This is a genomic window from Photobacterium sagamiensis (genome assembly GCF_050337085.1).
Classification (GTDB): Bacteria; Pseudomonadota; Gammaproteobacteria; order Enterobacterales; family Vibrionaceae; genus Photobacterium; species Photobacterium sagamiensis.
In genome coordinates, this window is the sequence record NZ_JAKJSP010000011.1 from 187905 (window position 1) to 203601 (window position 15697).

Genomic DNA, 15697 nt, shown 5'->3' on the forward strand with positions numbered 1-15697 from the left:
ATTGTTTGAACTGTATCACAATCGGTTCATATGATTATTAACATGTTGAGCATAGAAATGATTCTGTCGCAAAAATTATTGCTCCTGGATAATGTTTTTATCATCTCACGGATTTTTTCATGATGATCCTTAACTTCTCCTGTAGACATTACTTTTCCATCATTATTCTGATGTGCTCCATCAATAACGGACAACACCCTTAACGAGATCTCTGCTTAATGCCAGTAACCTTTGATTCAGCATATATCGACATTAGGAAATGGTTCTTCTCCGGTTATGTGGGCTTTATTTTTGGGTAGAAGATCGAATATATCTCTGGTACTGATGTCTGTCGTATCTTCAATTTGAAATAACCTGTGTCCTTAATGCTACGTGCTCACTTGCGGATCATGCCAATTGACACATTACCCGCTTCTATTCGGGCACTGGTCAGTCGGTATTTCGCGTAATTACAGATACCATATTTGTCTCCTGTGTTTAATGAAAGAATTAGGGAAATGTTACGTATAAACAATGAGGTAGCTACTTATTTTTGCTTTAAAAGCACTACTCGCATTTCGGAATATCGGAGCTTATAGGAATTAAAAATGTGGCTGTTGAGTTAACAGCACACTTTTACGCTGAATTGTGATGGTGTTGCTTCCGATTTCTAACAAAGAAAGAGGCACTGCTTAATAAAAAAATGTCCATATATTTGTCATTCTCAATGTTAATCAAATTTTGTAAGCCAAGAGTAGAGTAATCAAAGAAAACGAGGTAAAGCTTGATTGCTGGGAATGTAAAAGTTCACATCCAAGATACATACTTTTATCAGCGGATTAGCAAACTTTGATGTATTTAAGGTAATCCGAGCTAGCCCAAATGAAGTAATAGTTCTAAGGCGCTCCAAAGGAGTCATTCCCTCCGCGTTTGTCATTTGCCCTTTCTTGAGCATCTGCAATCGTTGCGTGGGGGAGTGATCCCAAACGCTTACAACCTCCCCTATGTCATATATGCATTCAATAAACCTCACAAAGACTTCAAGCCACTGATTTGTATCAGTCATGGCCAGTAATCACGAAGAAGAACTTAATTTGGTATATGAGAAATAACGAAGAGAAAAGAGACTAGATTGATAATTTTCTAACTGTTATTAGTGATGTGTTGACAAACACGCCTGCACATTCTTAACTTAGTCTGAGTTATCAACTCAGAAACTAACGCAGAGTACTACGGCGTGTTAGAGATAATCTGGTAGTAACCGGTGTGATCAAAAGACCCAGGCTCAACTGATATGTCAGTGCGGGTAACATTGCTCTCCTTCTCCAGTATCACTGCCGTATCCTACGACGACTGGCCTCATGCTATGAAATAAGTGGGTTGCATTCACTTTACATCACTATTTGCATGAAACAAAGCAGTTGGTTAGGTGGGATTTGCATAGGAATGCACGTTACAAACGCGGGATAAGTGGAATGCTTAACTGGGTGATACGACTATGGCGTTTCTGTCTCATACTCTGACATGCAGTGTGCTCAGCACAATTTGAGCACATGGGAGATAGTCATGCCGACAATCCATGTTGGTATATCAGTGTCCCTTACCCGTTAAGACAAAAATCCACCCATCAAAAAATCACAGCAAAACTGCAGTTGTTGCGCAACTGTTACCGCCGTGGTCAAACTTAAGTTCCTCTTTTTCCTTAGACCGCTTTTTTTTGCACGGCGACTCACGCCAATAACACTTTTCCGCATCATCCAGCCCAACCAAAACAACACGCAAGCTACACACCATGCACGCGCGCAACGCTATGATAACAAGTCCATTTTTTGTCACGCGAATTTTGTTGTTTTGTTATTAACAAAATGATTTTTTGAGCCACATCACAGAAAAAAAGTTCACAAACGAGCAATATCGCCCTTCGATTTTTGCTCGAACGAAAATCAGGCGCTACTAAATGGTTCTTTTGAATCATTGTTACTTTGACGTATAGAGGTTATAAATGTTTGGTATTTTCAAGCCGAAAGAGCATATTGCTCCTTTACCCGCGGATCGAATTGATTCCACTTATAAGCAATTAAGATGGCAGTTGTTCTTTAGTATTTTCTTTGGTTATGCTGGTTACTACCTTGTTCGTAAGAACTTCAGTTTGGCAATGCCCTTTTTAATTGAACAAGGTTTTAGTCGTGGTGACCTTGGTGTTGCTTTATCTGCAGTATCAATTTCTTACGGCCTATCCAAGTTTCTGATGGGCAGTGTGTCTGACCGTTCCAACCCGCGTTATTTCTTAACTGCCGGGTTGTTGATGTCGGCATTGATCATGTTCAGCTTTGGCTTTATGCCTTGGGCAACAGGCAGCATTACTGCAATGTTCATTCTGTTGTTCCTAAATGGTTGGTTCCAGGGTATGGGATGGCCGGCTTGTGGCAGAACCATGGTCCACTGGTGGTCTAAAAAAGAACGTGGTGAGTTAGTTTCGGTTTGGAACGTTGCCCATAATGTCGGTGGCGGTTTGATCGGCCCTATGTTCTTGCTTGGCTTATGGGCGTTTAATGATGATTGGCATACCGCATTTTATGTACCCGCGTTCTTTGCTGTATTAGTTGCTATCTTCGTTTGGATCACTCTGCGTGATACGCCTCAATCTTGCGGCTTACCTCCAATCGAAGAATACAAAAACGATTATCCAGATGACTACAATGAAGCACATGAGAAAGAAATGACTGCGAAGGAAATTTTCTTCAAGTATGTGCTGAACAATAAGCTACTTTGGTCTATCGCTGTTGCTAACGCCTTTGTTTACATGATCCGTTACGGCGTCTTGGATTGGGCTCCCGTTTATCTAAAAGAAGCAAAAGGCTTTACGGTAGACGGCTCTTCTTGGGCTTATTTCCTTTATGAGTGGGCAGGTATTCCAGGCACCCTGCTTTGCGGTTGGATTTCAGATAAATTGTTCAAAGGCCGTCGTGCTCCGGCAGGTATCTTGTTCATGGTTCTGGTAACGATTGCCGTTCTTGTTTACTGGTTCAACCCAGCGGGCAACCCTGGTGTAGATATGGCTGCATTGATTGCTATCGGCTTCCTGATTTACGGTCCTGTCATGCTAATTGGTTTGTATGCACTTGAACTTGCACCTAAAAAGGCAGCAGGTACAGCGGCAGGTCTGACCGGTCTGTTCGGTTACCTGGGCGGTGCGGTTGCTGCTAACGCAGTCCTTGGCTACACCGTTGACCATTTCGGTTGGGATGGCGGCTTTATGGTTCTGGTCGGTTCTTGTGTCGCTTCTATTATTTGCCTTGGTTACGCATTTATTGGCGAAAAAGCGATACATAAGAAAAAAGAAGCAGAAGCGGCTACAGCATAAATTGTTAACCTGATTTACCCTACAAATAAAAGGCTGCAAGTTGCAGCCTTTTTCTGTAGACAATATTCAGAAATTAATACTGTTCCTGGATGATCAAATAACCTGGTCATACTAAAACGACCAACATTATTTGAATATCAATTCAAATAGTGAAAAGAGACTAAGCACAATTTGAACACATGAGGAGATAGTCATGCCGACAATCCACAAGCTGAAATCAGGGCAATACCTGGAAATTGTACGTACGATAAGGATAAAATCCGCGAATAGTCGTCAACTTCAACAAACATTTTTCAGATTAACGTATAATACAAGGCTACTTAGCCTTTTCTGGAGTTAATAAAATGGATCCCGTACAAGCATTAGCGCAGCGAGATTTACCGTATGAGATATACCACGCTGATGGTAATGGGCATGTACAAGTTGAAACCGTATCACCTAGCAATTTCGATTCCCCGACTGATTTATTAAAAAGGATTGAGCAAACGTCACAATGGTCTGAGTTTTTTGCCATGGCGAAAACAAAACCTGAGCAATGGCTATTAGATCTGATGATTTATTTTCCTGACACTCAACCGTACTCTACCCAGTGCTTCGTTGAGTTTTTAAATATTCTATCAAGCCGAGACGCTTTGATTTGTTTAGTACAAGAATCGCCGAGATGGTATTGGGACGCGAAGAATGTCGTGCTGATCAGTAACGTTATTGATATGGTTACAACGCTAATCGACGGTACATCACAGTCAGATCTTCATGGTGAATTAGAATTAATGTTACTCTCTGAACTGCTTAAAAAACTTAGACATAAGCAATTACAGTTGATCGCCGCCTGAGAAACTATATAACAGCCCCCAGATAATATACTCCAGCAATTTAGACGATAGAGGTAAGCGCCTGATTAATCAAGAAAGCAGAGCGCTGCTGGGCTCTAACATCTGAGGTGCAACTTTGTCTAGTTACACCCGTATGTCTATTATTTGACCACAACTAAATTTTCTGACAACGCTTAGAAAATTTCTACCAACAGCGATGACGAGAATTAATTAAAAATATTTATCATTTTTTGCATCAATCAGTGCCCGTTGATATAAACCAGAAACATGTGTAACACTGAGGCCAATTTTTTTTGCTAAAGAAACCAATTGCTCCAATTCCATATTTTCATAACTTAAGGCAATGTCATAGTAGAGCTTCAATATTGTCTGTTTTCCCAGCAGGGTTTCCTTTACAATATTATTAATTCGAAGTAGTTCAACGGCCTCAGCCATATCAATGCCAAGAATATCAGGAAGCTTAGAAAACAACCCAACGATAAAAACCTTATCAACAAATGCGTTGCTTTTTTCCTTTTTAATGGCAAGTAGCTCACAGAAGCGGCCTCTTATTGTTGCTTGAAGATACAACTCTTGTATATCAGCTTTTACAATAAAACTTTTTGTTGCCATCAAGGCAACAAACTTGCGCATGTTATTTTCTCCCATAAAGCAAATCGCTTGCTTTATGGAGTTAATCTTATTGTCTCTGCCATATAAGATAGAGTTTAGGTTCAATATCAACTGATGAGTTAATTTAGTATCTTGCTCAAGAACTTGAGTAAGTTGTTTATAACAAAAACCGTCTTTCATTACATGACTTGCTGCTTTTACTAATATACTGTCACTGAATTTATCTTTCTCTTCCCTCGGCATATCAGGTACTGAAAAGATGTTTCCTTTGAAGAAGGGTGCATTGTATAGCTTATTTAACTCTGTATACGCCTCACAAGAAGGTACATTATCAAAAATATACCGTTTATTTTCCGGTAATGGCTTACTAAGAATTCCGTCCAATTCATTGTTAGTATTATTATCAATATCGATTCTAACGGAATTGACCAACTTCAAGAAATCACTGTGGTCGCTAAGTAAAACAGCCGCCCCCATGATTATCGTGAAGCCTTTATTTTTGCATTTAACTATAAGGCGAAGTAATTCAGCATCCAATTGTTCATTCGGTGAAATCTCAATTGCCAAAGACTTTACTGGTAAATAAAAACCCACTAAATGAGCCAATGTTTTTCGATCAAACATGACAATAACGGGTCTGCTATCAGATAAGTTATCTATTCCAATATTAATTAATAGCTGCTGTAACTTTGTGGGGTCACATTTGTTATTAAATATACTTACAGGAATGCAGTGGTTAGAAGGTGCTGTTTCATTGATAAAACTGACCTGATAAGCCACTACCACTTTTCTACTGTTATATACAGTTTGTCTAATAAAAGCTTGTTGCATTCCTTTACTCAATCTAGTGTATTTACTCTCAAAATCAGGAAATGATTAATTACTTCCTGATCCAAAACGACACTAATCATAACCGAAAGTAATACTGTTTTCAGTAACTGTTGCTCACACTGATAGCAGTTACCCTTTATTCTCCATAAAAATCCGCCCAAGAAGTATCACCCACCTTTTCAATGTTGCAAGCTTCGATAAGATTATATACATACGGATTCATATAAAATCGAGCGACATACAAAAAGTGCAAACATTTATAGACATCAACATCTAAATTTACAGACGAATCTTATTCAATATCAGCGAGGTTAGATCGTTGAAGATAATTATTAAGTACGAATGAAGTTATGTTTATTACAAAGATCCGGCCCTTTGCATAAATTATACCCTATAGATAGAAATATTTTTGCCAAGATAATATGTATGAGGGTATTCGCATTCAATCGGGTGAAATAACACACTTCTGGTTCGCCTACGCCCCCTATACTTATTAATAGTTTATATATTGTTGTTTAGATAAGGGGAAAGGCAATATGGCAGCAAAATTATTGTTCTTTCTATTGTGGCTTACGCCATTTCTGACGCTTGCGAAAGATGAATCTACCGTACTTCTTATAAATTCTTACCATCCCCAATACCAGTGGACAGCTGAACTTACGCGAGGCGTTCAGGACGTACTGACTGCTTCCATCCACGCTGAAAACCTTCATATCGAATATATGGATGAAAGGCGGTTTGTCGACGATCTCGTGTACACCACCAAATTGATCAATCTCCTGCTATACAAATACCAGCAATACGAGCCTGACATTATCATTACAAGCGACGATCATGCTTACAATTTTATGATCGAACACGGAGAAAAACTGTTTCCCGGCAAACCCATTGTATTCTGCGGTATTAATGTTTTTGCGCCTGAAACATTAAAAGACAGAAACAATATCACTGGTATTCAAGAAGGAATGGAGATCGAAGGTAATCTTGACCTTATATTACAACTTCAACCAGCTACCCGACAGATCGTCATGCTGGGCGATACAACCGGTTTAGGGTTACGCATGGTGGAGCGAGCCCAACAGATCAAGTCACAATGGCAAGATGATCCGAGCAAAAAACAAATCACCCTGGAGATCTGGGATCAGTTCTCGATTGACGAACTCTTCCAAAAAGCAGAAAGCGTTGGTTCTGACACCGTTTTTCTCATGCTGGCCATTCACAAAGATAAGTTAGGGAACTATTTCTCGTTTGAACATCACTTACCCATTTTAACTCGTCGTAGCAAGGTGCCTGTATACGGTATGTGGGGATCAATCATGATAGGCAATGGGGTCATAGGGGGCATGATGAATGATCCCTATTCTCATGGACAGAATGCGGCCCAAATAGCTCTGAAAATTTTAGATGGCGTCCCTTTGAGTAACATCGAAATCCAGGACAAAGCCAATTATTCGCCGGTTTTTGACTATAACCAATTAAAACGTTTTGATATCGATTTGAACCGTTTGCCGTCGGATAGCATCGTGATTGACAGACCCGTGTCTCTGTATGAGCAACATACCACCTTAATAAACAGCACTATCGCTTTCGTTATCTTCCTGATCGTCATTATTTCGGTGCTGATAGTTAACATAAATCGACGTATTGCCGCTCAAGAAAAACTTCGCCTGTTCAACCAAAAACTGGAATCAACCGTACAGCTACGGACAAAAGCTCTGGACGAGCGCAATAAGGAACTAAAAGCAGCATCACAAATATTGCAATCACTTGCCTACACCGACGTTCTAACCGGCCTGCCCAATCGTCGCGCGGCGTCCAGCGAGGTAGTGGCCCATATTCAACGTTACAATGTCGATTATCACCCTTTAGCTGTGGCGATTTTAGATATTGATTTATTCAAGCAGATTAATGATACCTTTGGTCATCAGACAGGAGATGAAGTGTTATGTGCCGTTAGTAAAGTGCTAAAAGAAACACTCAGGCCCAACGATAGAGTTTATCGGTGGGGAGGGGAAGAATTTTTAATTGTTTTACCCGGTACCAATCTCGAATTTTCCTCTGCGGTTTGCCAAAGGTTAAGGGTGAACATCAGTCAGATAAGCGTCAGCAGTGTTAGCACAATTACCGCCAGCATTGGTGTGGCCAATTTTATCAAAGGCGATTCTTTCGAGTCGATATTGCAAAGAGCCGACAAGGCGTTATATACCGCAAAGAACAATGGCAGAAATCAAGTTGTTGTGGGATAAATACGGTGATTCCAGGCTGTGTTACTTGCCTGGAATCGCCGCCTGACTAGACTGTTTTTTAAGCCAGTTTTTTTGTGAACAAAGACATTCCTGCCACCAGCCAAATGGTAGCTAACAGCGTTCCAACCGAACGCAGCGTGAGTACTATCAGGCTCACCGTTGAACGCTCTGCAAATATATCAATGGTGTAAACGATGGCTACAGCCCCTAAACATGCAACCACACTGATCATACACCGACTAGCGAGCGAAACCGTCAATGGCTTCTTCAGCAACCATTCGGTACTGAGGAAAATGCCCAGCAATATCGCAAACAGATCCACATGAACCGGGTTATGAGTAATACTAGTGATCAAACCAACGACGATGGTCGTCACCAACCAGAACCATTTATTCTTGATACTTTGCACGAGTGAATATGTTGTGGCTTTTTTCCACTTCACAAAAAGCGTCAGCATGATAATGCCTAGCACTAAGCTGGCAATAATATCGCTGATAAAATGTGCCCCATACCAGACGCGTGCTATAGCTTGTCCTAAAACAAGCAAAGTAAATAATGGGATCATTAACCCCTTGAGACGGTGTCCTTGCTCGCCTTCAGGCATTCGATCTTTGCAAAAAATCCACAACATCCCCCACAACACCGTCGCCATTAATGTGTGCCCGCTCGGGAAACCGAAACCATAGACGCTAACCTGCTGTAATTCAGGGATAATATAAGAAGGCCGAGGCGAGCTGATCCCATGCTTTATCAGTGAAGCAACCAATGTGACACTTATCAGCATCGCTGCCAGTTGAAGCATGGCAACCGGACCAAAGAACCCAACCACCAAAGAAATCAGAACCAAAATAAAAACAGCTTCCCCTGGTAGATTCAGAACTGACATCGCGCCATCAAAGAACAACTGAGCCGATTCCGGCCAGGATTTTATCCATTGCTGAAAATTTCGAATAAGGATCAACTCTGTACGATGGAGTGAACTGACACGGTCACTTAAATCAGCATAGATCTCAATATCACTTTCTGGTGTTTGTTCTAGCCATTTGGCCAATAATTCAGTGTCATTCGGGTAGCGATAGTCTTTGGCTGCCACCTCATTCGGATTGATCAGATAAACACGTTTTACCTCTTTCCCAAAATGTTCTGAAAACCAAGATGCGACAATCGGAAAACCAGTTAGATCCGTTTGGGAAGACACCAGTATCGGAGTGTCAGACTGGCAGCTATAAATTGCAGCGCGGCCACGATACTGCAATAACTTATCGACTGAGACGACTAAACCGGTTTCTTCCAATGCCTCTCGAGCAGCTGCTTGTTCCGGTGTATCACCAGAATCAATATACCCTCCGGGCAGGGATAATTTCTGAGTGATAACTTCTGACAGCATAACTATTTTATCAGCATGGCGGATGACACAAACAGCACCCACGATATCATCGGGAATGACGGTTTTGTTTGATGACATGGCTTCTGATGAACTTGTATTGCCCAATACAGGAAACACAAAACAGAGAGAGAATAGAGAAAGCCATATCCGAAATAAACACCTAGCTTTTAATGACACAAATTAACCTTGAAAAACAGAGATCCTGTTTCAATTCTAACAGCTCTTTATACCAAGCGTCATTCTGAACAGACTCAAGCTTAATACGAACAAGTGCCATCATGATTTATTGATATATTCCTGCCAATTACCATTCGCAAATCTATATACCCTAACCACTTCAATATGCAGTGTTCAGCAAGAATTTCCCCACACATTTCGCTTGAATTGAATTCCCAGAGGAAGCTCTGAATCATGCATCTTGAAGTAGTTTGAGCATAGACAAAGCTTGGTCTATTTCCAGCGTAAGGTCTATGATTTAACTGTTGAACATTCCTCGGTTAGATTATGAATAGCACAAGAAAGATAATAAAAATCCGCTACGGATTGAAGGCAGGGGCAATGACCGCCTTCATCAACAGAGACAATATCTCAGAGATAGATCCGTTTGTGCTATGGGACCACTTTGAAACCAAGGGGGCCTTACAGCCTGTAGGGCTGGATTATCATGGCCATTCCGGTGTCGATACCGTGAGTTACCCCGTTGCCGGCAACCTCAAACACATCGACTCATCAGGTTGCCAGGCCACATTGCAAGGGGGAGATATTCATGTGATGACCACTGGTGGCGGTATTATTCATAAAGACACCATCACACCACAAAATGGCAATGTTGAAACTTTCCAACTCTGGACCGCCCTACCTGCAGATAAAGGGGAAATGGATGATGCTTCAAGTGCAAACTACACGACCAGCAGGCTCCCCTTAGTCGAAGAGACAGACTCAACCACCAAGGTATTGATCGGCTCCTATAGCGGCGCACAAAGCCCTGTTCACTACAGTATCGAAATGACTTATCTCGATATCATTATTGCACCTTATGGTGTCTGGTGTTACCAACCGGATAGAAACCAAACCTCAGGCTTTATTTATCTTCGTTCTGGCATTGCTTACATCAGTGGAAATCAACTCCATCCTTGTCAAATGGGTATATTGGAAACATCATCACAGCCTATACAAATAAAAACCGGGAATACAGGCACACGATTATTTGTTGTGCTAGGTGAACCTCTGAACCAACCTTTAATTAGTTCAGGTGCCTCAGTGCATTCATCTAAGAAAAATCTTGTTATTGGAAAAAACAAAATTGACGAACTGATGAACACAGTTAAAACCTGTCGATAAACTCAGGTATGAAAAAATAGCCCTAAACCTTTTTCAGAACCCTCAGGGTACGATAGGTATCAGAGCTGTTGTTTACATATACATTAAACTTCTACCGGTACATTAGCAGAATGCATAAATAATTAAGCGCGATTACCACACTTAAACGTGCCATTGGAATTAAACCACAACGCCTGTTTCTTTTTGCGGCCAATCAGAATTGGGCCATCATCAAAGAAAAGGAAATTTTTCCAATTGCGCTTAAAGACTCCCCACTTAGTCTCAATCACATTGTATTTTTCGTAGCAGAAAAATACCGTAGTATTATCTTCCCAATCGATAAATTCGAGTAGCTCCGGGGGTAAATCAATGTCGTCACTGTCCCAGGCATTCTGCCAGTCAATGGATTCTGACCAGATTTTGTCAACGTGGGCCCAATCACCTTTGTCAAAGTGATCGGCATCAGGGCTTTGACTACTGATATGTTCACACCAGATTTGAGACGAACGCGCTTGAGTGAAAGGTTTAATTTGTTCTAAATCATCTGCTTCAACAGGCATTGAAGCGTGGGTGAAAATCCACTTGCGAGAATACTGTTCTAACTCTACGTAGTTCATTCGTCGACCTAACAAAACATTGACGAAGCAATGTACCTTAGTCGTCGGTTTTGTTCCAGTGATCGGTGAAAAAACAATGGACGGTCGAGTAGCGAGATCCTAGGCTCTGCTCTAGTATCTCGCCCACCACCTCTGGTTATTTCATGTCCCAAAAATTACTGACCCAACCACCAATGCGTTCATCATAATGGCTGCCGCTAAAATTCAGTGGTTCAGTATGGGAGTCTCCTCCGGAATGAGAATCGATCAACTGAGAGATATGATTAGCCATCGGATCATCTTGTGCTGTCAGACGCCTTCTTGTTGCTACTTCTTTGATGATTCTTAATCGATATGCCGAGTTCATTTTCTTCATTGCCAGTTCCTCTCTCAGTTAAACCTCAATAAAAATAGGAGTCCGTTTTTAAATCGTCAAATCACCGACACTAAAATGTCATCTAAATGAGGTATGGCAGATTTTCACGAAGTCTAAGAGAAACAAACTCTTACTTCTAAAATAAAGGAACCGCTAAATTTTTCGCGAACAATACCACTGCGTATCATACTGATTTATAATACTAATAACGATAAATGCATATTAATTGAATTTTTTTTATCCACTCACGATTATATAACAATTGTCTTTGATAATAGTGAGTGTTCAATATACAAGATGGTAAATATTCATATACATGCACCTTAAGCCATTATTCGCTGCAGAGATAATTTTTTGTCTCTTTATTATAGATTTTATTGCGTATTTTTTACTTTTTAATGGGCAAGAACACACCAAAAAAAGACTAACTCCCATTCTATGGGTTATGATTAACAGATCATTTCATCGACTTTTGCACTAACCCACAGTCACTGCTACCGTTTACTTATACCCCCCTAAGCTCATAATTACTCGGAGGTACGGTGAAAAGTTTAATTTTATGTATCTCTGTCTTGCTCAGCAGCTTTTCATCATTGCTGTATGCTGCTTTGCCTGCCCAATACCACCAATGCAATAAGACACTGACTTATAACGTCTATTTTCATAACCATAAAATTGGCATGTTCGAGCGAAACCTGAACTGGAATGATGGCAACGTTGACATCTATACCTACAGTAAAGTCGATGTTCTGGTCACAAAATCCACATTGAAACAGCAATCAAAAGTAGCGTGGTCGTCAGAAAAAAACACGTTTTTGACTCAGTCGTTTGACCGAATGATCTCAGGGATCATGGCAGGAAACATTTCCGCTAAATTCAGTGACAATGGTCGTCGTTCTTCCGTCTTGAATGATGGTAAAACCCTGACATTTTTTGATAATAATATGCCACTACTTGATGGCGATGCCATCGGTAGTCAGATGCGCTTCCATTTAATAAATGGCGATCAAGCCTTTGATTTCATGCTACAAGAGGCTGATGAAGTGAATCACTATTACTTTGCGGTGAAAGGACAAGAAACCATCAACACCAATTTCGGCCGCGTTAACACCATTCGTGTCGAACAAATAAAGAAAAGCGATCGCAAAGTGGTACTCTGGTTTGCACCCAGTGTTGACTATCAGTTAGTCAGAGCGACTTATAAACGAAAAATCCTCGATCTGAAAGCGACACTGGTGCGAAAAAAAATACAATGCCCACCAGCCAAACCACTAACAGCCACGACGACGACGTTGAGCCCATCTGGTTGAAATAACCGCTTATTTTGCGATCACTTTACCACCAATCATCTTATACGCAGGTGTTCCACGAACTAATGTGTCTCTGGCAAAAAGAGCGTGACAGTTCGGACAAACACAAGGCTCTGTCGTGAAATCTTTGGAGATCCGCTCTTTGAAACACTTCACCAGCGAACCTTTCCCCCCCTTACGGTATTTAAATAACGGTGTTTTACACCCTGCGCACAAAACATCGACGGTTTTAGTCGGGCCTTTTTTATTTGGCTTTGCCACTTCAACTCCCAAACCTTAACTAAAAGGGTAAACCAAAAAATCGAGAAAACTGCTGCCACTCTTGTACCAGTGTATCTAAATCACCTCTCAAAAACTGTATCTCTTTACCGGGCATTGCCTGCGCTAATTTAGGCATATCCACCCTCGCGACACAGCCGAGTTTAGGATAGCCACCTAATGTCTGGCGATCATTGAGCAATATAATCGGCTGCCCGTTGGCTGGGATCTGGATCGCCCCATAAGCAATTCCTTCAGAGACAATACCATCGAGCTGAGTTGCAACAGCCGGTCCTTCTAACCGGCACCCCATGCGATCACTGTGCTGAGTCAGCTTATAAGCGTTCTGATAAATACGATCTTTCTCTTCCGCGCTAAACAAAGCATGTTGATAAGACTCAATCACCCGGAGCTGCAGAGGCGTATTGTAATCAGGGATATAACGAGGTGGGATGCTCTGCCCGCTGTGTCGGGCACACCGTTGTTGCTGGGCTTGCTGTAACGTCTCCATCGAGGCAACCGACAGCTTATCACCAACCTCCAGAGGCTGTCCTGATCGTAACCCTCCCATTTTATTTCTTACCACCGCAGATACGCTGCCGAGCACTGGGGGGATTTGAAAACCACCACCCACAGCCAGGTAGGCCCTCAGTCCTGCTTTCGGGTAACCGAATGCCAGAGTCTGTCCTTTTTGCACATGAAAGCTCTGCCAGGGAGCAATGGGCTGATCATCCAAGGTCGCTCCTAAGTCTGCCCCGGCAATGGCACAAAATAGATCGCTGTCAGCTCTAAAACTGGCTTGACCCAGCGTAATTTCAAGCTGTGAACAGACCATCTCATTGCCGAGCAAGTAATTTGCCCAGCAGTAGGCATGCAGATCTACCGCCCCACCCTGACTTAACCCTTGCTGTGCGACACCTAACCGCCCGATATCTTGTAGCAGCGTCAGCATGCCTGCACGAATTACTTCCAGTGCGGCCAAATGACCCCTCCCTGCTGTAAAAATGCATTTCTGTCTATGGATTCAAACTGAACCATATCGCCAACTTCAAATGGTGTCATAGGGCTGGCCGTGGGTGAAAACAGAGACAATGGACAGTTACCGATAATTTGCCAGCCTCCGGGAGAATCATCGGGATAGACCGCCGTTTGCCGATCGGCAATACCCACACTGCCAGCGGGAATGTTCACCCGTGGCTCTTTATGTCTTGCCGTTGCAATGGCGGTATCAACCGATGCCAGAAACGCAAACCCCGGTGCAAAACCTATCGCACACACGGTATAGCTTTGCTGGCTATGGCGCTCAATAACTTGCCGAGGCGTTAAACCATGGCACTCCGCGACAGATAACAAATCAGGACCGACCTCCGGCTCATAATAAACAGGCAGGGTGATCGTTTTGCCCGATCTCACTGGTGGCCGATGATCTTGTTGCACGATCCAGCTTTCGATTTGCGATTGTAGCGTATTGAAACTGATCTTAAGCGGATGATACTGGATCAAAATCGACGTATAAGAGGGAATGACTTCGATAACCTGATCGGGAAAACCTTGTTCAATCGCATGGGAAACTTGGGCAATACGCAGAGTAAGCCGGGGATCTATCTGATCGCCGAAATAGATCATCAGGCAAGTTTCAGATACAGGCTCAATCCTGATCATGGATTCAGCACCTTATGCAGGGAAGCAATCATAGCGATTGATTCATCATTATCACCATGCACACACACGGTATCGGCTTTGAGTGACAACTTATCGCCATCAGCTGTTATGACAAAACCCCGATTAAGCAGGATCACTTGTTGCTTTATCTGTTCAGGATCATGATAAACCGAATTGGGTTGTGATCTTGGTACCAGCAAGCCGTTAGCATCGTAGGCACGATCCGCAAAAGCCTCTAACAACAACTCAACCTGGTAGTGCTCCGCCGTCGCTTTATATCTAGAAGTATCTGCCTTCGCCAGGATCATGAGTTTAATGGCTGACTCCTGTACTGCAGGCAGTCCCCCGTGAATGCCGTAATTTAAACCCGCAATGGCTTTCACAACCGCTTCAAATATTGCTTGATCAGCCATCATATCGTTATACAACGCACCGTGAGGCTTCACATAAGCAATCTGGCTGCCTTGCAACTGGCAAATCCCGTTCAATGCACCGGCCTGATAAGCCACCAGCTGAGTAATCGAAGATAATGAATGAGGAATACTACGACGCCCAAAGCCCACTTTATCGTCATAACCGGGATGAGCGCCTATCAAGACGCCATGTGCAAGGGCCCACTCGACGGTCTGAGCCATAATGTCGGGATCGGATGCATGAAAGCCACAAGCGATGTTCGCCATATCGATCCATGGCATGACCACCTTGTCATTCCCCATGTCCCAGGGCCCATAGCTTTCACCCATGTCACAGTTTAATTTCATCGCAATTCCCTGCTTGTAAATGTAAAACCGTTTTTGCCAGTGCTTAATACCAATCGGCATAATATAACAGTATATTCATTCACCACAGCACGCAACCAAACTGCTGGTAACCCCCTTCACCCATAATAAAAAGGCTGCGCACCTGGCGCAGCCCTTTTAGTC

The 15697-nt window shown here is 42.3% G+C and carries 13 protein-coding genes and 1 pseudogene; 5 read left to right on the forward strand and 9 right to left on the reverse strand.

The features are described from left to right. Window positions 1-274: 274 nt before the first annotated feature. Window positions 275-466 (reverse strand): annotated as a pseudogene (locus L4D76_RS01875) (ISL3 family transposase); the annotation flags it as partial. 1515 nt (window positions 467-1981) lie between these two features. Between L4D76_RS01875 and glpT the strand changes: the two are divergent. Further along, the gene (gene glpT / locus L4D76_RS01880; RefSeq protein WP_428439232.1) at window positions 1982-3343 is read left to right on the forward strand and encodes a glycerol-3-phosphate transporter; all 1362 of its coding nucleotides are present in this window, start codon (window positions 1982-1984) and stop codon (window positions 3341-3343) included. A 344-nt stretch (window positions 3344-3687) separates the two neighbouring features. After that, on the forward strand, window positions 3688-4176 hold the full coding sequence (locus L4D76_RS01885) for a hypothetical protein (RefSeq protein ID WP_428439233.1): 489 nt from the start codon (window positions 3688-3690) through the stop codon (window positions 4174-4176). A gap of 210 nt (window positions 4177-4386) precedes the next feature. Here L4D76_RS01885 and L4D76_RS01890 read toward each other — a convergent pair whose 3' ends face one another. Then, window positions 4387-5619, reverse strand: a complete 1233-nt coding sequence (locus L4D76_RS01890) for an EAL and HDOD domain-containing protein (protein ID WP_428439234.1) — start codon at window positions 5617-5619, stop codon at window positions 4387-4389. Window positions 5620-6155: 536 nt separating this feature from the next. On the opposite strand from L4D76_RS01890, the gene L4D76_RS01895 reads away from it, so the two are divergent. Then, window positions 6156-7865, forward strand: coding sequence for an ABC transporter substrate binding protein (locus L4D76_RS01895; protein ID WP_428439235.1), 1710 nt, complete (start codon window positions 6156-6158; stop codon window positions 7863-7865). A 58-nt stretch (window positions 7866-7923) separates the two neighbouring features. On the opposite strand, the gene L4D76_RS01900 is transcribed toward L4D76_RS01895, so the two are convergent. After that, a complete protein-coding gene (locus tag L4D76_RS01900) occupies window positions 7924-9330 on the reverse strand; it encodes a bifunctional NUDIX hydrolase/phosphatase PAP2 family protein (protein ID WP_428439236.1) in 1407 nt (468 codons plus the stop codon). Between the two features lie 426 nt (window positions 9331-9756). On the opposite strand from L4D76_RS01900, the gene L4D76_RS01905 reads away from it, so the two are divergent. Further along, window positions 9757-10593, forward strand: a complete 837-nt coding sequence (locus L4D76_RS01905) for a pirin family protein (RefSeq protein ID WP_428439237.1) — start codon at window positions 9757-9759, stop codon at window positions 10591-10593. A 122-nt stretch (window positions 10594-10715) separates the two neighbouring features. Here the strand turns inward: L4D76_RS01905 and L4D76_RS01910 are convergent, their stop codons facing one another. Both L4D76_RS01910 and L4D76_RS01915 read right to left on the reverse strand, forming a co-directional pair. Beyond that, a complete protein-coding gene (locus tag L4D76_RS01910; RefSeq protein ID WP_428439238.1) occupies window positions 10716-11189 on the reverse strand; it encodes a DUF2947 domain-containing protein in 474 nt (157 codons plus the stop codon). 136 nt (window positions 11190-11325) lie between these two features. Continuing rightward, window positions 11326-11544, reverse strand: coding sequence for a hypothetical protein (locus L4D76_RS01915; protein WP_428439239.1), 219 nt, complete (start codon window positions 11542-11544; stop codon window positions 11326-11328). Window positions 11545-12086: 542 nt separating this feature from the next. Between L4D76_RS01915 and L4D76_RS01920 the strand changes: the two genes are divergently transcribed. After that, window positions 12087-12854, forward strand: coding sequence for a DUF3108 domain-containing protein (locus tag L4D76_RS01920; RefSeq protein WP_428439240.1), 768 nt, complete (start codon window positions 12087-12089; stop codon window positions 12852-12854). 9 nt (window positions 12855-12863) lie between these two features. Here the strand turns inward: L4D76_RS01920 and L4D76_RS01925 are convergent, their stop codons facing one another. Genes L4D76_RS01925 through L4D76_RS01940 form a run of 4 tightly spaced genes read right to left on the reverse strand, consistent with a single transcriptional unit; the run spans window position 12864 to window position 15535 of the window. After that, complete coding sequence (locus L4D76_RS01925; RefSeq protein WP_428439241.1) at window positions 12864-13115, reverse strand: hypothetical protein; 252 nt, start codon at window positions 13113-13115, stop codon at window positions 12864-12866. Window positions 13116-13134: 19 nt separating this feature from the next. After that, complete coding sequence (locus tag L4D76_RS01930) at window positions 13135-14064, reverse strand: 5-oxoprolinase subunit C family protein (RefSeq protein WP_428439328.1); 930 nt, start codon at window positions 14062-14064, stop codon at window positions 13135-13137. An 11-nt stretch (window positions 14065-14075) separates the two neighbouring features. Then, entirely contained in the window at window positions 14076-14774 is a 699-nt protein-coding gene (gene pxpB / locus L4D76_RS01935; RefSeq protein WP_428439242.1) for a 5-oxoprolinase subunit PxpB, read from the reverse strand. Next, the gene (locus L4D76_RS01940) at window positions 14771-15535 is read right to left on the reverse strand and encodes a 5-oxoprolinase subunit PxpA (RefSeq protein WP_428439243.1); all 765 of its coding nucleotides are present in this window, start codon (window positions 15533-15535) and stop codon (window positions 14771-14773) included. The genes pxpB and L4D76_RS01940 overlap by 4 nt, the downstream gene beginning before the upstream one ends. Window positions 15536-15697: the final 162 nt, after the last annotated feature.